Consider the following 20,858-nt stretch of genomic DNA (forward strand, 5'->3'; position numbering starts at 1 on the left):
GCGGCAGACAACAAAAAAGCGGCGGTGTTGTTCACACCGCCGCCGTACTGCATTTCAGATCGAGAGATTACTCGACGATCGAACGTGACCGATCGTGCCAATGTTGACGTGCGGCTTCGTCCGCTCAAACTTGCTCTTTGCCATGTGAATTTGCTTCCTGTGAACGTGAAGTAGTTTCCCCGGCGAACCGGTTTGGTGTCGCCGTTTAAGGCTTTGTAAGCGAATGCGCAAGACTTAATTGTTAAAGCGCTCTCACACGCGCATGAAGCGCGACTTCGATGCCCACATATGGTGCCGTTGACGCGAAAGTCAAACTCGATCACCCGAATAACCTTGCCAACCGTACATTGAAAATACTGTCTGCGTCTGCCTGTTCTTCCGAGACGGCGACAGCACCCTGATCGATAACGAACTATTTATCGCCGATCACGCACTCTTTACCAGCGACCATATCTTGGCTTATGGAAACGGACACGTCCGGGGAGAGACGCCCACCGCCTTGCACCGAACGACATCTCGGCCGGCCGCTTTCTCCGGCTCGCACACTTCCATCCGTTTCAGGGCATTCACATGGAAATCTTCACCGCTGCCGGGTTCATGGCATTTCTACAGGTCATCGCGATCGATCTTGTTCTGGCAGGCGACAACGCCATCGTGATCGGCCTCGCCGCCGCCGGCCTGCCGGCGCATATGCGTCGCAAGGCAATTCTCGTCGGCATCATTGCCGCAACGGTGCTTCGTATCGGCTTTGCCGCTGTCACCGTCCAGCTTCTGGCCCTTGTCGGCCTGCAACTTTTCGGCGGACTGCTTCTGGCGTGGGTCTGCTGGAAAATGTGGGTCGAGCTTCGCGAACAGAACGGCTCGATGGAGGACGAGGTAACCGACGAAGAAGCCGACCTCACCAAGGGTCACAAGACATTTTTGCAAGCAGCGACCCAGATCGTCATCGCCGACGTTTCGATGTCTCTGGACAATGTTCTCGCCGTCGCTGGCGCAGCACAGGAACATGTGACGGTCCTCGTGATCGGCCTGATCGTCTCCATCGCCCTGATGGGCCTTGCCGCAAACTTCGTGGCGAAACTGCTGCACCGTTATCGCTGGATTTCCTATCTCGGCCTGATGGTCATCATCTATGTGGCGCTGAACATGCTCTACCACGGCATCCTGGAAGTACTGCCGCACATCCAGCCCTACTTCAGCTGACATCAGAGAAAAAATCAGACGACATCACGGCCCGGAAACGCAATGTTTTCGGGCCTTTTTTATTGCCCGCACGAGGCGGTGAATCACGCATGCGTTGCGCTGCAACATTTCACAACGGTCCGAAAATCACCAATTTTCGCCCCTCGCTTTTGACAGTTGAGGTCAGCCACGGGCAAGCATAGGGAGCTAAACATCAGGTTAATAAAAACAAGAAGAAAGGCATAACGAACAATGGCTTATGACTGGGGTGGTGGCCGTACGCGCCGTCTTCGCTGGATGAAGCTCGGTTGCGTCGGAAGCTCACTTGTCCTGACTGCCCTGCTGGCGACGTTCTTTCTCCATTAGGACACGCCAACTGAAATTTTGACATCGACCGGCGGCACGGCACGGGCCTGAAAGCCCCGTCCTGCCGTCGGTTTCATTTACGCGGCAAGCATATCGCTCAGGATTTGATAGCCGCGCAATGCAGCGGCTTCTGCATCTGCGGGTCCGCCATCAGATCGTAAAGATCGGCCTCTTCTCCCTTGGACCACCAGACGTAAGCACCCCCCCTGATATTTCGCGCCCGAACCGGAGATGACGCTCGACGCGACAATGATTCGGCCAGCAAATGCGATTCGCACAAGGCCGACATCCCCGGTGGTGAGATAGGTGGCGCCGACTTTTTCGCTGCCGCACTGATAAACGGCTTCCGTTTTCTCGACCGTTGTCTCCTCCGGCAGCGGAATCACGAGATTTTCCGCAATCGCACCGGTGAAAAAGAGTGAGGAAACGGCGGTCATGAAAGAGATGATTGCTGCAGATTTTTTCACGGGTTTCCCTCGCCTTAGCGACAAACATAAACGCATCGCATAAGGGCAGGAATCAGGCATACCGGCATCATGCAAAGAATCGGTACGCGCCTCTTTGCATGGCAGCCCACAATATCAGACAAAATGACCAGCACGACGAGATAATTTCCAAGTCGTTTTGTCATTCGCGTCCATTCGCCTGGCAGCTCGCTTTACTGACGACACACCGTCTGACTGGCGAAAGCGTCTCCGCCCCTTCAAGTCTATGTACCAAGGAAAAAAAGCAAACTCTTCGGATATTCTACCCGATGGAATGCGCAGGTGCGTCAGTCAAGCGCACAATCAACCGCGCAGAGACGATCAAGCACTTACAAAAGCTGAATCCGAGCATGCGGACGCGTTATACGCGGCATCCTGCAACATGGAAAACGGAATTTAGCGCGAAAACAGTAGTTCAAATTTAACGGAGAAATTGGAGCGGGTAGCGGGAATCGAACCCGCGTATTCAGCTTGGAAGGCTGCTGCTCTACCATTGAGCTATACCCGCGGCGGTGATTCGATCCGTGCAGAATGGTGGAGGAAGTTGGATTTGAACCAACGTAGGCTGAGCCAACGGATTTACAGTCCGTCCCCTTTAACCACTCGGGCATTCCTCCAGTATTCTGCGAGGATCAAGCGACCAAGCTTTATCCAGATTTCCGTCCGGCGCTGCGCCGTTCGTCGTCTGTTGGGGGCGTATATGACGGCCTCATTCGCTTCTGTCAACACGCTGTCACACGAATTTTTCCGAAAAAATTCGTTCGCCTTCAAAGCCCTGTGGATTGTTCGTGGCGGCAGGAGATAATTGCGCCCGACGCTGTAGGGGCTGGTGCAGGCAACAGGCCGGAGATATAAGGCGACATGAGCAAAGACGCCCCCAAAGACAAATCCACCCGCGATACGCACTACGCCAATCTTCGTCGCGCCGTGCGCGATGCAAAGCGCGAGCGCGGCGAAATTCCAACCCCACCGCAACAGAAGCGCAAACATAAAGGCGCAGATGACTGGAAACCGCCGCAACTGGCGCCGGATCAGGTCTACCTTTATGGCCTGCATACGGTGCGTGCCGCCCTCTCCAATAAAGAGCGACAGATCATCAAGCTGTCGGTCACGCAGAATGCTTTCGTCCGCCTGGGCATCGGCGACGCGGAAGGCCAGCCCTTCCCGGTCGAGTTCGTCGCCCCACAGGATATCGACAAGGTGCTTGGCCCCGAGGCGATCCATCAGGGCGTGATGCTGGAAACGAAGCCCCTGCCCGTCAAAAGGCTTGGCGCACTGAAAGACAGCCCGCTGATCCTCGTTCTCGATCAGGTCACGGACCCGCACAATGTCGGCGCCATCATGCGCTCGGCCGTCGCCTTCAACGCGGGCGCGCTGATCACCACCATGCGCCACAGCCCGACCGAATCCGGCGTGCTCGCCAAATCCGCATCCGGCGCGCTGGAAATGATCCCCTATATCCAGATCACCAATCTGGCCGATGCATTGGGAGAGCTGCACAAGCTGGGCTTCACCTCCATCGGACTGGATTCGGAAGGACCGGCCCCCATCGAGAAGACCTTCAGCGGCGACAAGATCGCTCTGGTCCTCGGTGCAGAGGGCAAGGGGCTGCGCCAGAAGACGCGCGAAACCGTGTCTGCACTCGCACGCCTCGACATGCCTGGTGAAATCAAATCGCTGAACGTGTCGAATGCGGCGGCTATCGCCCTTTACGCAACGCAGCAATTTCTTGGAAAAGCGTCGTCTTAAGCGACGTCTTTCTTGCGAAAGAACAGCGCGCGACGCATGCTGCGCCTTATTCTGACGCATGGAGACAATGAAACGATGCCCGATATGATCAAACCGGCCGGCGAACTGACGCTTAGAACGCTCGCCATGCCCGCAGACGCAAACCCTGCGGGCGATATTTTCGGTGGCTGGGTCATGTCGCAGATGGACTTGGCAAGCGGCATCCGCGCCGCCGAACGCGCCCGCTGTCGTGTCGTCACGGCAGCGGTGAAGGAAATGGCCTTCGAACTGCCGGTCAAGATCGGCGACACCCTGTCGATCTACACGGAGTTCGTTCGCGTCGGACGAACCTCCATTACCCTTTCAGTGGAAGCATGGGCGCAGCGCTCACGCTTCGACAAGCTGGAAAAGGTCACAGCCGGAACCTTCATCATGGTGGCAATGGACGAAGAAGGTAAACCCACCCCCATTCCGCCTGCGGAGTAAGTCCGTGGAGGCCGCCGTCAACGCTGCGGAAGCCTATTCGCACATTCGTGCCGTCATGGGCATGATCGTCGGCCTCAGTCTCGCCCGCCTTCTGACCGGGCTTGCAGGGTTCGTGCAGCACCCGAAGAAGGAGCGAATGTACCCACTGCATCTGGGCTGGGTCGCGTTTCTCTTTCTCATGCTGGTGCATTTCTGGTGGTGGGAACACCGGCTTGCCGCCACCGGCCACGTTCTCGGCTTCGGCGCGTTCCTGTTCCTCATCCTGTTCTGCTCGCTATTCTATTTTCTCTGCGTGCTCCTCTTCCCCACGGACATGAAGGAATACACCGGATACGAAGATTATTTCTTCTCGCGCCAAGGCTGGTTTTTTGCGTTTCTGGCCGCGCTCTTCGTCACCGATATTGCCGACACGCTGCTGAAAGGCCGCGACTATTTCGCCGCTCTTGGTCTGGAATATATTCTCCGCAACATTGTGTTCGTGGCCTTGTTCACGACGGCGGCTTTCGTCGCCAATCGTCGCTTCCACCAGGGCCTCATCGCCTTCGCACTCATCTACCAGGTCGTCTGGATTTTCCGCACTTACGACCTGCTGACCTGAGCAGTCGTCAGACATCATGGCCCGGGAGGGCCGATGCCTGTTTCGAAGCGACCGGCACCACGGGCGTAAGCGTACCTCCTCGCATGAAAGCAAGCTCAACGTACTTTTTGTAGCAATACATCGAGCAGAACCGGCTCGTTGCCATAACCCAACGGATCTGCGGATTACCGCTCGAGGGCAGCTTCGGTTGGCTTTTCTCGATCATCGGCACTCTTGTAGAACGAATCCGGGTTTCCGACGATTGCGCCGCTTGGCGTCAGCAACCCGGGATCACCTTTGTCGCAGTGACAACGGAAGAAGAATGTGGCACCTCAGAAGCCATGAGATTTATTCGCAGGATCATGCAGGATCGCAGTTCGGCTGGCGCCATCGCCACGCTGGCGCTTTTGCTGTTCTTGCTGCAGGGCCTTGTAAATGGCGCTGCTAACGGCGGCATGGCGGCCGCCGCTGTGGCAGCGGGTGACATCATCTGCTCCACCCATTCGCCTGACGGTACGACTGGCAAGGAAAATCCGGCTTCCAGACTGGCCAACAATTGCTGCGGCACGCTTTGCCGCCTTGCTTCCCTCTCCACGGCCGCACTTCCCGTCACACCCGATGACCTGCCCGTCGAAATCACCCCGAACCTGCGTATCGCCGTCCTGCCAGCCGACGCGCCCCTGCCGCCCTCTCCGCCCAACAGGGAATCGCGAGCCCGCGCCCCACCCCTTTCTCTGCAGATCTGACGCATGAACCATCCGGCCGGGAAAAGCCGGACCACCCTTATCTTGCGGAGACATCCATGTCCGTCACAACCTCTTTCGAAGGGGAGCGCCCGAGTGCGCGATCTTCGTCCACCAGCCTTTACCGCGCCGTCTGGCGCTGGCACTTCTATGCTGGTCTTTTCGTCCTGCCGTTCATGATTTCGCTCGCCATCACCGGTGCGCTGTATCTTTTCAGGGATGAGCTGGACAATATCATCCATGCCGATCTGAAACGCATCGAGGTGGTCCAGAACGCACCGAAGGCACTTCCTTCCGATATCGTCGCGGCTGCCCTTGCAGCCTTTCCCGGTACGGCAATCAAATATACGACACCAGCCGATACCGGCGTCTCAACCGAGATAACCGTCAATACTGCGGAAGGCAGACGCGCTGTTTATGTGAACCCCTATAACGGCCAGGTTCTCGGCTCGCTGCAGGATCGCGGCACCGTCATGTGGACGATCCGTTACCTCCACAGCCTGAAATATTTCGGCGCCTACACCCGTTATCTTATCGAGATCGCTGCCGGATGGTCCATCCTGCTCGTCGCAACCGGCATTTACCTGTGGTGGCCCCGCAATCAGACAGGCGGCGTCCTTTCGGTGCGTGGCACACCGAAGAAACGCGTCTTCTGGCGCGACACCCATGCTGTCATCGGCATCTTCGTTGGTGTCGTCATCGTTTTCCTCGCCATCACCGGCATGCCCTGGTCCGGCGTATGGGGCGCGAAGGTCAATGAATGGGCCAATGGCAATAATTTCGGATATCCCGCAGGCGTGCGCGTCGACGTTCCCATGTCCACAGAAAAGCTGGATCAAATCTCCAAGACATCATGGTCACTGGAACAGGCACAGATCCCCCTGTCAGAGGGCCACGATCACGGTCAGCACGATAGCGGGAACGTGGCGCCGACGGTCGCCGAAACTGTCCAGCCTGCCGGTTCCATCGGTCTTGATAGAGCGATTGCCCGTTTCGATGAACTCGGCCTCACACCGGGATACGCCGTGGCATTACCGATCAAGTCGAGCGGTGTCTACAGCGGCTCGATCTATCCGGACGACCTGTCGAAGCAACGCGTTATTCATCTCGATCAGTACAGTGGCAAACCGCTGGTCGACGTGAGCTATGCGGATTACGGACCGCTGGGCAAGGCGCTGGAATTTGGCATCAACATCCATATGGGCCAGCAATTCGGCGTCGTGAACCAGATCGTGCTTGCCCTTGCGTGTCTGGGCATCGTGCTGCTTGCCGTCTCCGGTGGCGTCATGTGGTGGAAACGCCGCCCGAAAGGCTCCCTCGGTGTGCCGCCTATGCCGCAGCAAAAGCGCATCCTTTACGGCCTCATCGCCATCCTTGCCATTGGGGGAATCATTTTCCCATTGGTCGGAATGAGCCTACTTGTCATGTTGCTTGCTCGATCTCTTCATACAGTCGCGCGCAAAGCGCGCTGGCGTCTGAAAAACAGCGGCCGGGAGCAATCCCGGCCGCTGCGCTTTGGCCGTCAGGATCTGAAGATGAACGACGCACCCAGCGCGATCAGCGCAAAACCGATGAGGTGATTGATGGTGATGCTTTCCTTCAGCCAGAAGACCGAAAACAACGCGAACACCGCCAGCGTGATGACCTCCTGAATGGTCTTCAGCTGAGCGGTCGAGTAGACCTCCGATCCCATTCTGTTGGCGGGTACGGCAAGGCAATATTCGAAGAAAGCGATGCCCCAGCTCGCCAGAATGGCCATGAACAGCGCACTGCCCTTGTGCTTGAGGTGTCCGTACCAGGCGAAAGTCATGAAAACGTTGGAGGCGACGAGCATCAGGACAGGCCAGATGTGAGCGGGGCTGATGGAGAAAGGCATGATCGACCTTTGAAAACCGGGAGAGGGAATAGTCTGCGAAGCAGGGAACCTGTTTCGATTTGCGGCGTATTGCTTATAGCATCGGGTAAAAAAATGTAGCGGTTTTCTGATAAGCCGACGCAGATGGGAAACATTAAGAGCGGGAAATGCTGAAGCCTCCATGCCGATTGCCTCTACTCATGTTTCCTTTTTGTACTCATTTTTTCACTGCTGCCCCTTTCCTTTCAACCGGACTGTCTCCATATTCCGACCATGGCCAGATCACCGAAAAATTCTACCGATAGCTCCCTTTCCGACGGCTTCGAAGAAATGCCCCAGGCAGATTTCGAAGGCGCACCGCTTTCCGGCAGCGTTGCCGACTGGGTGAAGCAGCTCGAGGCCGAGGCGGAAGCATCGTCCGTGGAAACGCAGCGCGAGATCGCCTCCAAGGCGGGCAAGCATCGCAAGAAGATCGAGATCGAGGCGCGCAAGCAGGCTCTGGACGAAGCGGCGAAGGAAAAATCCGGCGCAAACAAGAAGGCTACGGCACAGAAGACCGCACGCGGCGTTTCCATCGGCGCCTCCAGCGACCCGAAAACCCGTGCTGCAGCCGGCCTCAATCCGGTCGCGGGTCTGGACGTCTCGCTTGAAGACGCCGCCAGCCTCGCCACGGGCTCGGTCACGGCCACGGTCGATGCGCTGGCGAAGCTCATCGAAAGCGGCAATCCGCTGTTCAAGGACGGCAAGCTGTGGACACCGCATCGCCCTGCCCGCCCGGAAAAATCCGAAGGCGGCATTTCGATCCGCATGGTTTCGGACTACCAGCCAGCAGGCGACCAGCCCACGGCGATCGCCGATCTGGTGGAAGGCATCAATTCCAACGAGCGCAGCCAGGTGCTGCTCGGCGTCACCGGCTCCGGCAAGACCTTCACCATGGCAAAGGTCATCGAGGCCACCCAGCGCCCCGCCGTCATTCTCGCCCCCAACAAGACGCTGGCCGCCCAGCTCTATTCGGAGTTCAAGAACTTCTTCCCCGATAATGCGGTGGAATATTTCGTTTCCTATTACGATTATTACCAGCCGGAAGCCTACGTGCCGCGCTCGGATACCTTCATCGAAAAGGAATCCTCGATCAACGAACAGATCGACCGCATGCGCCACTCCGCGACCCGCTCGCTGCTGGAACGCGACGACTGCATCATCGTCGCATCCGTTTCCTGCATTTATGGTATCGGCTCGGTCGAAACCTACACTGCCATGACCTTCCAGATGGCTGTCGGTGACCGGCTGGATCAGCGCCAGCTTCTGGCAGACCTCGTGGCGCAGCAATACAAGCGCCGCGACATGGATTTCCAGCGCGGCTCGTTCCGCGTGCGTGGCGATACCATCGAAATCTTCCCCGCCCACCTGGAAGATGCCGCATGGCGCATCTCCATGTTCGGGGATGAGATCGATGCCATCACCGAGTTCGATCCGCTGACGGGTCAGAAGACAGGCGATCTGCAATCGGTCAAGATCTACGCGAACTCCCACTATGTCACCCCGCGCCCCACGTTGAACGGGGCGATCAAGTCCATCAAGGAAGAGCTGAAGGGCCGCCTTGCCGAACTGGAAAAGGCCGGACGCCTGCTGGAAGCACAACGGTTGGAGCAGCGCACACGCTACGATATCGAAATGCTGGAAGCCACCGGCTCCTGCGCGGGTATCGAAAACTACTCCCGTTACCTCACCGGCCGCAATCCCGGTGAACCACCGCCGACGCTGTTTGAATATATCCCGGACAACGCCCTTCTTTTCATCGATGAAAGCCACGTTTCCGTCAGCCAGATCGGCGGCATGTATCGCGGCGACTTCCGACGCAAGGCGACACTGGCTGAATACGGCTTCCGCTTGCCCTCCTGCATGGATAACCGCCCGCTGCGTTTCGAGGAATGGGACGCCATGCGCCCCCTCACCGTTGCCGTGTCCGCCACCCCCGGTGCCTGGGAACTGGAGCAATCAGGCGGCGTCTTCGCAGAACAGGTCATCCGGCCCACCGGCCTCATCGATCCACCGGTCGAGGTTCGCTCGGCCCGCACGCAGGTGGATGACGTATTGGGTGAAATCCGCGAAACCGCCGCCAAGGGTTATCGCACCCTCTGCACCGTGCTGACCAAACGCATGGCGGAAGACCTGACCGAATACCTGCACGAACAGGGCGTGCGGGTGCGTTATATGCACTCGGACATCGACACTTTGGAACGCATCGAGATCATCCGCGACCTGCGCCTCGGCGCATTCGACGTACTGGTCGGCATCAACCTGCTGCGCGAAGGGCTGGACATCCCCGAGTGCGGCTTTGTGGCCATTCTGGATGCGGACAAGGAAGGCTTCCTGCGTTCGGAAACATCCCTCATCCAGACCATTGGCCGCGCCGCCCGTAACGTCGACGGCAAGGTCATTCTCTATGCGGATAACATCACCGGCTCCATGAAACGGGCAATGGAAGAAACCAGCCGTCGCCGCGAAAAGCAGATGGCGTATAACGCCGAGCATGGGATCACACCGGAATCGGTCAAGGCGAAGATTTCCGATATTCTTGATTCAGTTTATGAACGCGACCACGTAAGGGCCGATATATCCGGCGTTTCCGGCAAGGGCTTCGCAGATGGCGGCCATCTCGTTGGCAACAACCTGCAGGCCCACCTCAACGCACTGGAGAAATCCATGCGCGACGCCGCCGCGGATCTCGACTTCGAAAAGGCAGCCCGCCTGCGCGACGAAATCAAGCGCCTCAAGGCTGCCGAACTCGCCGCCATGGACGACCCTATTGCGAAGGAAGAAGCAAAATCGCTGGAAAGTGGCGGAAAAGGCAGGGCCGCATCCGGCGGCGCGAAGGAAAAGTCCCTTTTCGCCAAACCATCTCTGGACGATATGGGACCGGGCACGGATACCGCCAAACCGCTGTTCCGCAAGAACACGCTCGATGAAATGACCGTTGGCCGCACGGAAAAACCCGTGCGCGGCGACATACCGGAGAAGCCTGCGGAACCCGGCAAACGTTTCTCACCGCTTCTGGAAGGCCAACCGGAAAAACGAACCGACGACCCCCGCCCGCTGGTGCGGGGCAAGATCGGCGCTGGCTCCTACGAGGATCCGGTCGACGAAAAACGCAAGGGCCGCACCAAGGGCAAGACAGGACGGCCAGGGCGGTAGTCGAAGTGCTGAACGTCACGAACAACTAGCGAGACCGTGAAATGGAAGTAATGAGGGAATAGGCAAGTTATCGCCTATTCACTGCCTTTCCCTTCCCATTCACCTCCACCGCGGCCCGAATGAGCGCCGCCAGCGCCTCCTCATCCACCTCGTCGCCCTCATGAAAATCGATGGCGCGGCGGGTGTTGCCTTCTAGGCTGGAATTGAACAGGCGGCTTGGGTCTTCGAGAGACGCGCCTTTCGCAAAAGTCATCTTCACGACGCTTTTATACGTCTCGCCGGTGCAGATGATGCCGTCATGTGACCACACCGGGACGCCACGCCATTTGACCTCCTCCACTACATCCGGGTCGGCTTTTTTGATGACTACTCTGAGGCGTTCCAGCAGGTCGCCGCGCCAGTCGCCAAGCTCGGCAATCTTGCGGTCGATAAAGAGGGACGCCGAAGCTTCGTCGTTTTGATTTTCCGCTCGCTTTTTGACCACGAAATCCTCCCGGTTTCCTTTGTTTTGACGGCTGCATCCTCCACGCAAGTGGCCACAGGCATCATAAACTCGATTTTTCATTCCGTCGTGGGCGGAACCAAATCTGCCTCGCCTCGTTTCCTCCCCGAACGCAACGTTCAGCATGCAAAGGGAAGAAACATCATGAAAAACAAGGTTTTCGTACTGGCTGCCGCCGCAGCCCTGACCTCTTCTGTTGCCTTCGCGCAGACGGCTACAACGGCCCCTGCGGCTACGGCACCTGCCGCGGTTGGCGCCGATGCAACACTGTCGGGTCCGGGCTTCACCATGGGCACCAAGGCCACTGGCCCACTGAAATTCATCAATGTGCAGAAAACCGACCTGACCGCCTCGCAGCTTGACGGCATGGATATCTACAACGCCCAGAACGAAAGCATCGGTGAAATCGAGGATGTCGTCATCGGTGACGGCAAGTCGGTCATCGGCCTTGTGGCCAGCGTCGGCGGTTTCCTCGGTATCGACAAGAGCTATGTCGTGCTCGATCCAGCCTCGGTCGCCGTGAACAACGATAACGGCACGTGGAAGGCCTATGTCGACACCACCAAGGAAGCGCTGCAGAACGCTCCGAAGCTCGATTACGACAAGCTGGACGACTGATCTCCCCTCCAGTCGCACGCTTGCCACACCCCCGCGCTCTGTCGCGGGGGTTTTTCGTGACGGGATGAGCGAAACACGCAACCGGGCTATCGCACACCCTTGCCTTGCCGCCCGGCCCTCGCCTATCTTCGGCGCGCCAAACCATTCAAGGATCGATGCGTGCCTGCCTCAAGATTTCCGTCCCTTGCCTTCATCGCGGCTGTTGCACTGTCGGCACTTTCCACTCCCGCAGCCAGGGCCGCAGACTGGAAACCGGCTGAACAGATCAAGACCTACGCCATTACCGGCAATACGGGTGCGGCTCTTTACGATTCCATCGGCGAGCGCGGCCCCATGGCTGGCGTACAGGCCATAGCACACACCACATTCAAGCTGACATGGCGGCGCGATTATCGCCCGCAGCCTGATGGAGCCTGCGTGCTGGCTACGGCGCGCCCGAACCTCACCATCATCTACACCTGGCCGAAGGCACCGGCGAAGCTGCCGCCCGCCGTCGCGGCAAGCTGGAAAACCTTCATCAGCGGGGTCGAAACGCATGAACGCGTGCATGGCGAGCATGTTCTCGACATGGTGAAAAAGATCGAGGCATTCAGCGTCGGTCTGCGGGCGGAAAGCGATCCGGGCTGCCAGAAGGTCCGCGCGGTGTTGCAACAGCGGCTGGGCGAGCTTTCCAACGAACAGCGCCAACGCGGCAGGGATTTCGACCGCGACGAGCTTTCGCCCGGCGGCGAGGTGCATCAGCTTATTCTGGCACTGGTCAACGGACCCTGACGGATATGGGGCTGAAGCGGTTTACTCCGCCGCCTCGCCTTTCAGGATCGGTTCGGGCAAGGAGATGGCCTCAAGCTCGTATGAGTATCCTTCCAGCATCGTATAGGCCTGCTCGATAGCCTCGATCTGGGTTTCGGCATTGCGGATCGCCTCGGCGATCGACTGGCTGCGGGCGCGCAGCATGGAGCCAAGCACATCTGCCTCCGGCTTTTTGCCCAGCCTGTCCATGTGTTTGCGAACGCGGGTCCGGTGACGCTCAAGCTCCAGAATATGGAAACGGCTTTTCAGGATATCGTCCGTCAGCTTGCGGCGCATCGCCGCCACCGGATCGAAGCTGCCGGGCTCACGCTCGTCCAGAATGAATTCGTTGACCAGCGTTTCCAGCATCAGCAAGCCCTTGAGATCCTTGGCATCAGCCAGTTGCGGATCGTATCCTGTGTCATCGAACACCTTCCGGCGCACCGGGTCTTTCAGCAGTTCGTAGGCCGTCTGAAGTTTTGCGAACTGCTCGGCGTCGCCACCGCTGTCCGGATGGGCGGTCTTCACCACCTTCCGATAGGCGGATTTGATCGCGGCATCATCGGCATCGCGCTCCACGCCAAGCAAAACATAAGGATCGATCACGAAAACACCTTCAAACGCAACTCTTCACCAGCGTGCCGACCATATCCGACGGCAGCGGACCTATCATAGGCGAAAACCGCGCTACGGGGCACCCCTGCTGCACCAGTCAAAGCGACGCCCCCCCAAAAAAGGATGCTCTGCCATGGCGATATGAAACCGGGCGAAAAGCCCTTGGCCCCGAAATTTGTCGAGGCCAAGGCCACGATGACGACTGGCCGGACAAAATTGGGGACAGCCGAAACGAAAGAACTTTCTCCGCCTGTCTATCGCACGAACGGAGGCGTCCTGGCGGGCGGCGAAAAATCGCTAAAACACTGTGTGACAAGGGGTTGTGGCGAAATGCCATCAACGGGTGTACTCTCGATCATCGATCTGAAGGGAGGGTCAGTCCGATGCCGCAAACGATCACACAGACCGTCACGGACTATGTTCATGCCATGGCCTACGCGGATGAAGGACTGATGCGCGATGTTTTCCATCCGCGCGCCTCAATCGTCGGCAATTACCTTGGCGAAACCGAGTGGCTTTCGCTCGATGATTTCGTCGGCCAGATCCGGGAAAACGAGCGCGGCCTTCCCGATCACGACCCGTCCTTCGAGATACTGGGGATAGACAAGGAGGGTGACAGCGCCTCCGTCAAACTCACGACCAGCTTCGACGGCATGGATTTCTGCGAATATCTGTCACTGCTGGAGCGCGATGGAAACTGGTTCATCGTCCACAAACTCTATCACTTGAAACCGTAACAAGCCGCGCAAATGCACGGACTGAATGAAACGGCAAGCAACGACGCTTGCCGGATCATTTATGGCTTGCCTTACAGCCACTTCGGGACTTCAACGCGCTGATAGGTCTGCAGTTTTTCGATCAGGGCTTCCGCATCCGCGTCGACAGAGGCCGACTGCCGATGAGCTGCAGGCAGGAATTTTTCGACAACCATGTGGTCGATGAAACCCAGGAAGCTATTGAAAAAGCCTCTTGTATTCAGAAGGCCGATCGGCTTGTCGATTTCGGAAAGCTGGTTCATCGTCCACACTTCCATGAACTCTTCCATGGTGCCGATGCCGCCAGGCAAAGCGATGAACGCATCCGCCAGTTCGGCCATGCGCTGTTTGCGTTCACGAAGCGTCTGCGTCACCTCGTAGAACGTCAGCCCCGCATGCGAGTGACCTTTTTCCTGAAGGCGGGCAGTGATGACGCCGTGGACGTCACCACCGGCTGAAAGTGCGGCATCGGCAACCACGCCCATCAGCCCCTTGGTCGTGCCACCATAGATCAGCTTGATCCCGGCCTTGCCGAGCGCGCTCCCAAGCGCCCTTGCTCCGTTCGCAAACTCTTCCGAAGCACCGAAATTGGAACCGCAGAACACGGCAATCGATTGGATAGTGCGGGTCGTCATGGCATTCCCTTGGTCAGACGTGGCGAGCGAAAGCGCCGATCCGGGATCATCACATGCGCCAACTGCTTCAGGTTGGAGAGCGCGATGTCCGGACGTCTATTCGTGCCCGTTCGCTGCCGCTCTTTACGGAACCCCATAAAGAGCAGATGAGTCGGTGTCTCGGCAAAAAGATCATTGCATGAAGATGGATTGGAGAGCGTCGAAGGAACGCGAGGAACGTCCTGAGCTATAAAACGATACGTAAGCGTTTGAAAATACTGGTGCCCCCGACAAGGTTCGAACTCGTGACCCCCTGATTACAAATCAACCAAAAGGTAAAACACAACCTTTTCGGGTAATGTCTTGCTCATCAGGAACCGCCACTATCGCTCTGATATAACTATGAAAAGTTTACATTTTAACGATTTAAGAAAGCTATTGAGAAGACCTCCAGTGCTACCTGTTCCACTCTTGCACAAGAAACACGGTGGCCCCAGGGTGGCCCCAATCAGAGTTGGTGGCCCTAAAAAATCAGGAGGTCTGAGTGGCCGAATACATCGATAAGAAAACCATCGAGAAGGCGCGGTCCGCCGCTCAGTCTCGTACCGCCGCCGTGTTCCGGGACAGCGACGTCGCCGGCTTGTGTATCCAGGTGAAGAACGGAAGTGCCCACTGGTGGGTCATGACCAAGAACAACAAGATTTCCTTCTCACCGCTGGATGGGTTCAGGGTCGACCAGATGCCTCTCGTTCGAGAGATCGCCGCAAAGATCAAGGCAAGCTGGAAGGCTGGTCGGAAAAACGACGACATCAAAATTATGGTTGCCGCTCTTTTATCGCAGCCTACGGCTACACCATCCGTCGAAGTTGCGGAGAACGTCGCCGCCGTGAAAATCGACGGTGCATGGACGTGGGAGGTTTTACGGAACGAATATCTCGCGTGGGCGAAGATATACAAGAGCGATGCGATGTACTCGACTTATCGCTCGGCGCTGGGAGCCGCGAAAAACAGTAAACTGGCCTCCGACTTCGCCCACATCGCAGGCCGGCCTATCGCGAACATCACTCAACTCGACATTCTCACCGTCCGTCAGAATATTCTTGAGCGCGGAGGGATGGTCAACGGGATTCCGAAGGACAATGTTCGTGCGGCTGAGCAAACAGAGAACGGGCTGAAAGCAGCCTTCAAGTTTGCGATGGACCCTCGGCGCGTCACTGGGTTGAAAATGAATCCGACCATCGGATTGCCTGCGGTCGATCAACCCGATTTGAAGAAGCGTGACGTCATAAACGCAGACGACATTTTTGATCGTCCATTCATGTCCCTCAAACAGCTTTACGATTTCCTTTTTTGGGTAGATGAGCAGGACTTTGCCCACGAGGCGAAGAGGGCTGTCACACTCCAAGCTCTCACTGGGCAGAGGATAGAAACGGTTACGACGACATTCCATAACCAGATGGCTCGAACCTACAATACCTCTGGGCGGTTTGATTACGTCTGGTATTTAGGTCCCGATAAGAACAAGCGATACCGTCCTCTGCCCCTGCCGTCTTGGGCGGCATGGGCAGGGCATTCCGCCCTGATGCGATACCGCGAGCGATCCCCCGATAAAGATGCCAATAACTTCCTCTTCCCCCAGTTGAAGAAGCGTTACGCCCACATCCCTGGCAACGGACATATATCAAACAAGCTCGTCAACGATATTTTTCAGGCTGCGCGAAAGCCTGGGGGACCGTTAGAAGGAACGGACTTCGCCAGTCACGACCTGCGACGGGCCTTCGTCACTCACATGGGAAAAAAGGGCCGCAAGCTCGGATTCCCTTATGACGATATCGTAAGCGAGGTTGCGAAGGTCACGCACAAGGGCGAAGGCAAGATTAGCGTCATCCAGAGGTTCTATGATCTCGACACTGATTCATCGCTGAAACTGCGCATGCTGGAACTCTGGCAATACATGATCCTCGGAGCACACGGCGAAGCCAAGCGCCCAGATGAACGCTGGTTCGAACTGGATGAACCCGAAGTGCCATTAACCCGTGAAGAATGGCTCCGGATACAAGAGCAGACAGAAAGCGATTTTCAGGAGTACGGCGTGTTTGGGGAGCACCGTGTTTGATTAGGCTTTCATCCGTCTGAGAAGAAGGGCCTCTCTCAATTATGAACCAGCCTTTGCGCTCAGTTCGACGGTCGAGGATCACACCTGCCGTATGTCCTTTGTCCCTACGCGCTTTCGATAATGGCGATTTCTTCGGGCTTCAGCCCATAGAGAACGTATACCTGAGCGTTCAAATCGACCTCGGTATTTTTGATCTCGACTTCGATCTCTTCAAGCTTCTGCTGCTTCTCAATGATTTGCGCGACCAGCGCGGCGTTGCTGCTTTCCCCGATCTTCCTAAGGGCGCTGGCAAACTTCTTGCCATCTGTTTTCTCCGTGACGGAATAGGTGGAAGCCAGCACCTTCCACTGGGCAGCAATGAACTCCCCCTCAGCGTTCGCTACGAAGATTTGGTCAATGGCGGTTTTCCCCCCGATGAAAAACTTTAGTTCGCCATCCCTGAACTCTGCATCGAGCTCGACGCCGGGTGCCAAGTTCGAACCCAGATCGTCAAGAATCGCTTCCAATGCCAATTGATACCGCTGAGCCGCCCATGCTTTTTTCTGATCAACGCCCAGGTTGACTGGAGCGTCGCTTTCGAACTCCTTCTTGCTTCTCAAGGTGGGGAACAGCCACGTCTCTGGTTTGGAACGGTATTTGAGGACTTCGGTTCGTCTGGCGATGTCTCGCAATAACGCCCGTCTTTGTCCATGCAATGTCTGAAGACGCTGGGCTGCGGTGCTAAGCGATATACGATCCGCCTTGTTCGTCACAGGTATTGGAAGAGGTGCAATGAACTGCTTATTCGCTGAACGATATTCTCCTCTAAAGGGCTTGGATATTAAGCGGAATACATAGTTGGCAGCGTGCGAATTCAAAATGGCTGCCAAAACATACGTGCTCGCGCTGTTTCCAGGTGATATGCCGCCTACGTCAACGTTATCCAAGTAATAGACACCAGATTCGTCCACGGAAACTGCGAGACGCGACACTAGACGAGGAACTATTACTTTTGGATGTTCCTGCTTATCTAGGTTTTTTGGATAGTTATAGGCCCACCAGCTATTGTCCTCATCCATTTTTCCTCCCTCACGATTTCTCAAGGTTTCTTCCCAAGATCGCAGATAGGACCACGCCTTCGGATAATATTCGGATAGTTCTTCTTTGGTGAGCAAATCTACTTTTCCGCTATCGCTCTTGTAGGGAAACAGCAGAAACGTTGACGTCTCGGGTTCAAGGTATCGCTTTGCTTCAGAACCAGACACCAGAGGCTTCATAATGCCGTCTTCAATTTCAACTTCATACGGCGGCGGTGCGTCGTCGCCCTTAGGCGTACAAACATATCTTCCTGGCGAGATCATCTGAAGATGATATATCGAGTCTGCACTTGTCTGAATTCCAACAAAGATGCTCTTGCTATGATCGCCATGATCAAGCCTGTTGCTTTTCTTGTACATCTTTTTTAGGACACGGCGCTCGTTGCCCGTTATCAGGAGCCATCGATCACCGAATTGCATTTCGGCGTAAGACAGCGCCGTATCTGAACCAGCCCAGGGTTCGTCGGCTATGATACCTTTTGGAGAGTAGGCGACTTTGACTGAATCGTTGGGGGTTTTGGAGAAGAACTGCAACGCAGTGTAGGTCGTCGCTTCGTCGAAAATTTGAAATGCTTGGAAGTCTATCCAACCATATAGATGCTTGCCAGCGGCGACGAACTTCCGCAGACCATCGCCATACTCGTTCATGATCCAGAGACTGGGGGCAATGTAACCGAGCCTGCCATCGCCGTTGAGTAGCTGTATGCCTTTCTCGATGAATGGAAGGTACAGGTCGAAATTGCCCGTCTGGGTACTGGCATAGGTTTTATTGCCGGCTCGATCGGTTTTCAAGAATCCCGCCATGTCGGCATGGACCTTCCGAAAGTTCTGCAACTTGACGTAAGGTGGATTACCCACGACCGCATCGAAACCACCGCGCTCAGATACCTCCGGGAATGCGGTCCACCAATCGAATGCGTTGATGCGCTCCTGCTCTTCGGCGTCGTATGGTAGCAGACCCGTGTAAAACGACGTGTCGATCAGGCTGTTGCCCTCTCGTATGTGCGTGTCCAGGGAGGATAGGGGCTTGTCCCCTCTGGCGGTGTGAAGCCACAACGCGAGTTTGGTAAGCTCCACCGAGGCCGGATTGATATCAACGCCATAGATGTTCTCGCGCAAAATATCTCGGATGAGTGAATCCACCTCGCCTTCGCGGGTCGTAAAATCCTTACTGACCTGCTTGCGCACCTCTTGCGTCGCACGCCATTCATCCACCAGGAAGCGCAGCACAGTGATCAGGAATGCGCCCGAACCGCAAGCGGGATCGACGATTTTGAGCTTCTTGAATTCCTCCTCGAAGGCTTTGATCGCTTCCTCAGACGGAAGCTTGTTCGCACCGATCGCCGGCCAACCGCATTTAGATTTTAAGTCTATGATTCTGGAACCGACAGTCTCGGAGACAATCCGTTCGACCACCCATTCCGGGGTGTAATAGACGCCGTCTCTCTTGCGCTTTCCTTCTTTATTGACTGAGGGCCTGCCATCAGCCTCAGCTTCGAGGATTTCAAGTTCGGTAATCGATTGTTCAAAAATGCGTCCCAGAGTGTAGAGACCAAGGCTTTTGGATGGGTCCAGCTTGGCGGCCTCGCCCAGTTGTGGTTCGCCATTCAAAGGGGGCTTCGTGAGGCCTTCGGCCCATCCGGACGCATAGTTGTAAGAGGCCGAAAGGTATAACAGGGTGAGTTTGTAGCCGTACAGGCTTGCCTCGTTTTGACCCTGACCTTGCTGGCAAAATACCTTGTTCGGCACTTTGAGGCGCTCGAGTTCTGCATCCGCGGCGAAAAGCCCGCCATTGAACTTGTTGAGCTTCTTCTCCCCGAATGCCGTTCCATCGTTCATGGCGCGAAACAGGGACAGAAGCTTTTCCCAAATCGTGGTGCCGTTCGGATCGAAATACGGGTCCTTGCTCTGGTAAATTAGGAAATCTCGAAGCAGTTGGGGCGGAAAGCCAAGGGCTCCGCCCATGTCTTCGCAGAAAAACACGAACAAGCACCGATCAAGAATCTTCTGCGCCAGGCGCACCAGCCGACCGCGCGTGCCAGGGAAGCGATCCGTCCCTTCCGGATTGTTTTCAAGCAGGGCTTGGTAGAGGTTATCCCTGAAGGCCCGATATTCCGCATAAAACTCAGACTCAAGCTTTCGCTCCCGAACCCACTGTTGCGCGATGATCTGAGCAAGCGGTGATTTTCCAGCGAGACCTTGAACCAAAAGAGTGTCCCGGTGGAACATCCGCGCAAACAGAAAACGGTCAAAACGGGCGTCTTCACCATCCCCCAATAGCCCCTGACCTTGAAAGAGGTCCTTGGGCTGAATGGTGAACCGCATAAATTGTTGATGGCCACGATCGGCCCAGTACAGGCGGAACTCGTTCATGTCGGTAATGATCGCCCACGTTGGCAAGATGGGGTCATCGATCATGTAGTCACGACGGGCAGCCGCCAGATAATCCAGTCCCTGTTTGACTGGCGACCTTGTATTGCCTTTCCGCTTCTGTGGGGCGTCCAGTGAACTCTTGATGTCTTTAAATTCACACAAGACCTGTGGGACGAGCGTGGGGTGATCCTTCTTGAAGTGACCGAGTGCCGCGTCGGCCTCGCCCTTTCCACCGCCGGCACCGGCTCCCTTCACTTGAAATTTGGGATAGAGCGAAAACGCCTCGGCTTCGTCCTTTTGGCCGGATTCCGAATAGCCCCATGTCTTTTTAAAGAACTCATCGAGAAGAGCAGACTCCGCCGACGTCTCCTTCAGGTCTGCGCGTTTCGACCAGTTTGCGAGGCGCGTCAGAAGAGCCTTTTCTTCTTCGCTGTCCTTGAAAGCCTCATAGTCGAGCGCCCACACCGACCGCAGAAATAACTTAGTGACGAATGGATTATGAAGATCACGCATTGAGGGCCTGAACAAAAAACTGATTCTGTTGAACCTCACCTTCCTCAATCGCTGACTGTATGGCAAGGAGACGTTATGAGGACGTCGTCGAGCATAGTCTGAGACCTTATCGGTTCTCATGCCGCAGCACGATCTTGCCAGACTTCGTCAGGCTGCCCTCGGAGAGCCGACACTATGACCGAAGGGAATAGTGGTAGTCGGTCACTACGTCTGATTTTTCCTTTCCGCCGGCGGTATTCGGGGGCACTCTTGGGCATTCCTTTGAGTGCC

At 56.4% G+C, this 20,858-nt stretch carries 16 protein-coding genes, 2 tRNA genes and 2 pseudogenes; 11 read left to right on the forward strand and 9 right to left on the reverse strand.

The window, feature by feature from the left end; genetic code table 11:
* Positions 1–81: 81 nt before the first annotated feature.
* A pseudogene (locus N7578_RS18085) lies at positions 82–144 on the reverse strand (elongation factor Tu); the annotation flags it as partial.
* A 426-nt stretch (positions 145–570) separates the two neighbouring features.
* On the opposite strand from N7578_RS18085, the gene N7578_RS18090 reads away from it, so the two are divergent.
* Positions 571–1,203, forward strand: coding sequence for a TerC family protein (locus N7578_RS18090; RefSeq protein WP_311111620.1), 633 nt, complete (start codon positions 571–573; stop codon positions 1,201–1,203).
* 422 nt (positions 1,204–1,625) lie between these two features.
* On the opposite strand, the gene N7578_RS18095 is transcribed toward N7578_RS18090, so the two are convergent.
* The 3 genes from N7578_RS18095 to N7578_RS18105 form a co-directional block, all read right to left on the reverse strand.
* Positions 1,626–2,015 carry an MliC family protein gene (locus N7578_RS18095; protein WP_311111621.1) on the reverse strand — a complete coding sequence of 130 codons (390 nt, stop codon included), beginning with the start codon at positions 2,013–2,015 and terminating at the stop codon, positions 1,626–1,628.
* A gap of 452 nt (positions 2,016–2,467) precedes the next feature.
* Positions 2,468–2,541, reverse strand: a tRNA-Gly gene (locus N7578_RS18100).
* A gap of 24 nt (positions 2,542–2,565) precedes the next feature.
* Positions 2,566–2,650 (reverse strand) — tRNA-Tyr (locus N7578_RS18105).
* 244 nt (positions 2,651–2,894) lie between these two features.
* Between N7578_RS18105 and N7578_RS18110 the strand changes: the two genes are divergently transcribed.
* The 5 genes and pseudogenes from N7578_RS18110 to N7578_RS18130 all read left to right on the forward strand — a co-directional run bounded on the left by N7578_RS18110 (position 2,895) and on the right by N7578_RS18130 (position 7,046).
* Positions 2,895–3,782, forward strand: a complete 888-nt coding sequence (locus N7578_RS18110; RefSeq protein WP_311111622.1) for an RNA methyltransferase — start codon at positions 2,895–2,897, stop codon at positions 3,780–3,782.
* A gap of 75 nt (positions 3,783–3,857) precedes the next feature.
* Positions 3,858–4,247 (forward strand): acyl-CoA thioesterase, encoded by a 390-nt coding sequence (locus tag N7578_RS18115; protein ID WP_311111623.1) that lies wholly within the window; start codon positions 3,858–3,860, stop codon positions 4,245–4,247.
* A 4-nt stretch (positions 4,248–4,251) separates the two neighbouring features.
* On the forward strand, positions 4,252–4,845 hold the full coding sequence (locus tag N7578_RS18120; protein ID WP_311111624.1) for a hypothetical protein: 594 nt from the start codon (positions 4,252–4,254) through the stop codon (positions 4,843–4,845).
* 320 nt (positions 4,846–5,165) lie between these two features.
* A complete protein-coding gene (locus N7578_RS18125; protein ID WP_311111625.1) occupies positions 5,166–5,570 on the forward strand; it encodes a DUF2946 family protein in 405 nt (134 codons plus the stop codon).
* A gap of 56 nt (positions 5,571–5,626) precedes the next feature.
* Positions 5,627–7,046, forward strand: a pseudogene (locus N7578_RS18130) (PepSY-associated TM helix domain-containing protein).
* Between the two features lie 43 nt (positions 7,047–7,089).
* Here the strand turns inward: N7578_RS18130 and N7578_RS18135 are convergent.
* Positions 7,090–7,443, reverse strand: a complete 354-nt coding sequence (locus N7578_RS18135) for a DMT family protein (RefSeq protein WP_311111627.1) — start codon at positions 7,441–7,443, stop codon at positions 7,090–7,092.
* A 252-nt stretch (positions 7,444–7,695) separates the two neighbouring features.
* On the opposite strand from N7578_RS18135, the gene uvrB reads away from it, so the two are divergent.
* Complete coding sequence (uvrB, locus tag N7578_RS18140; RefSeq protein WP_311111628.1) at positions 7,696–10,617, forward strand: excinuclease ABC subunit UvrB; 2,922 nt, start codon at positions 7,696–7,698, stop codon at positions 10,615–10,617.
* 67 nt (positions 10,618–10,684) lie between these two features.
* Here uvrB and N7578_RS18145 read toward each other — a convergent pair whose 3' ends face one another.
* Complete coding sequence (locus N7578_RS18145; protein WP_311111629.1) at positions 10,685–11,101, reverse strand: DUF1801 domain-containing protein; 417 nt, start codon at positions 11,099–11,101, stop codon at positions 10,685–10,687.
* Positions 11,102–11,263: 162 nt separating this feature from the next.
* Between N7578_RS18145 and N7578_RS18150 the strand changes: the two genes are divergently transcribed.
* Positions 11,264–11,737 carry a PRC-barrel domain-containing protein gene (locus tag N7578_RS18150; protein WP_311111630.1) on the forward strand — a complete coding sequence of 158 codons (474 nt, stop codon included), beginning with the start codon at positions 11,264–11,266 and terminating at the stop codon, positions 11,735–11,737.
* A 192-nt stretch (positions 11,738–11,929) separates the two neighbouring features.
* On the forward strand, positions 11,930–12,508 hold the full coding sequence (locus N7578_RS18155) for a DUF922 domain-containing Zn-dependent protease (protein WP_311112553.1): 579 nt from the start codon (positions 11,930–11,932) through the stop codon (positions 12,506–12,508).
* A 21-nt stretch (positions 12,509–12,529) separates the two neighbouring features.
* On the opposite strand, the gene N7578_RS18160 is transcribed toward N7578_RS18155, so the two are convergent.
* Positions 12,530–13,132 (reverse strand): J domain-containing protein, encoded by a 603-nt coding sequence (locus N7578_RS18160; RefSeq protein ID WP_311111631.1) that lies wholly within the window; start codon positions 13,130–13,132, stop codon positions 12,530–12,532.
* Between the two features lie 392 nt (positions 13,133–13,524).
* On the opposite strand from N7578_RS18160, the gene N7578_RS18165 reads away from it, so the two are divergent.
* Complete coding sequence (locus N7578_RS18165; protein WP_311111632.1) at positions 13,525–13,878, forward strand: nuclear transport factor 2 family protein; 354 nt, start codon at positions 13,525–13,527, stop codon at positions 13,876–13,878.
* A gap of 71 nt (positions 13,879–13,949) precedes the next feature.
* On the opposite strand, the gene N7578_RS18170 is transcribed toward N7578_RS18165, so the two are convergent.
* The gene (locus tag N7578_RS18170) at positions 13,950–14,531 is read right to left on the reverse strand and encodes a TIGR00730 family Rossman fold protein (protein ID WP_311111633.1); all 582 of its coding nucleotides are present in this window, start codon (positions 14,529–14,531) and stop codon (positions 13,950–13,952) included.
* Between the two features lie 523 nt (positions 14,532–15,054).
* Here N7578_RS18170 and N7578_RS18175 point away from each other — a divergent pair.
* Positions 15,055–16,626 (forward strand): hypothetical protein, encoded by a 1,572-nt coding sequence (locus N7578_RS18175; RefSeq protein ID WP_311111634.1) that lies wholly within the window; start codon positions 15,055–15,057, stop codon positions 16,624–16,626.
* A gap of 104 nt (positions 16,627–16,730) precedes the next feature.
* Here N7578_RS18175 and N7578_RS18180 read toward each other — a convergent pair whose 3' ends face one another.
* Positions 16,731–20,588, reverse strand: a complete 3,858-nt coding sequence (locus tag N7578_RS18180; RefSeq protein ID WP_311111635.1) for an Eco57I restriction-modification methylase domain-containing protein — start codon at positions 20,586–20,588, stop codon at positions 16,731–16,733.
* Between the last annotated feature and the right edge of the window lie 270 nt (positions 20,589–20,858).

Origin of the sequence: Agrobacterium tumefaciens (assembly GCF_031801495.1) — a bacterium.
GTDB classification, from domain to species: domain Bacteria; phylum Pseudomonadota; class Alphaproteobacteria; order Rhizobiales; family Rhizobiaceae; genus Agrobacterium; species Agrobacterium tumefaciens_K.

Bases quoted from the DNA above. Each gene is read 5' to 3' on its own strand.
- N7578_RS18090 (WP_311111620.1), top strand. From the start codon at position 571: ATGGAAATCTTCACCGCTGCCGGGTTCATGGCATTTCTACAGGTCATC.
- N7578_RS18110 (WP_311111622.1), top strand. From the start codon at position 2,895: ATGAGCAAAGACGCCCCCAAAGACAAATCCACCCGCGATACGCACTAC.
- N7578_RS18115 (WP_311111623.1), top strand. From the start codon at position 3,858: ATGCCCGATATGATCAAACCGGCCGGCGAACTGACGCTTAGAACGCTC.
- N7578_RS18125 (WP_311111625.1), top strand. From the start codon at position 5,166: ATGAGATTTATTCGCAGGATCATGCAGGATCGCAGTTCGGCTGGCGCC.
- N7578_RS18135 (WP_311111627.1), bottom strand. From the start codon at position 7,443: ATGCCTTTCTCCATCAGCCCCGCTCACATCTGGCCTGTCCTGATGCTC.
- uvrB (WP_311111628.1), top strand. From the start codon at position 7,696: ATGGCCAGATCACCGAAAAATTCTACCGATAGCTCCCTTTCCGACGGC.
- N7578_RS18150 (WP_311111630.1), top strand. From the start codon at position 11,264: ATGAAAAACAAGGTTTTCGTACTGGCTGCCGCCGCAGCCCTGACCTCT.
- N7578_RS18165 (WP_311111632.1), top strand. From the start codon at position 13,525: ATGCCGCAAACGATCACACAGACCGTCACGGACTATGTTCATGCCATG.
- N7578_RS18170 (WP_311111633.1), bottom strand. From the start codon at position 14,531: ATGACGACCCGCACTATCCAATCGATTGCCGTGTTCTGCGGTTCCAAT.
- N7578_RS18180 (WP_311111635.1), bottom strand. From the start codon at position 20,588: ATGCGTGATCTTCATAATCCATTCGTCACTAAGTTATTTCTGCGGTCG.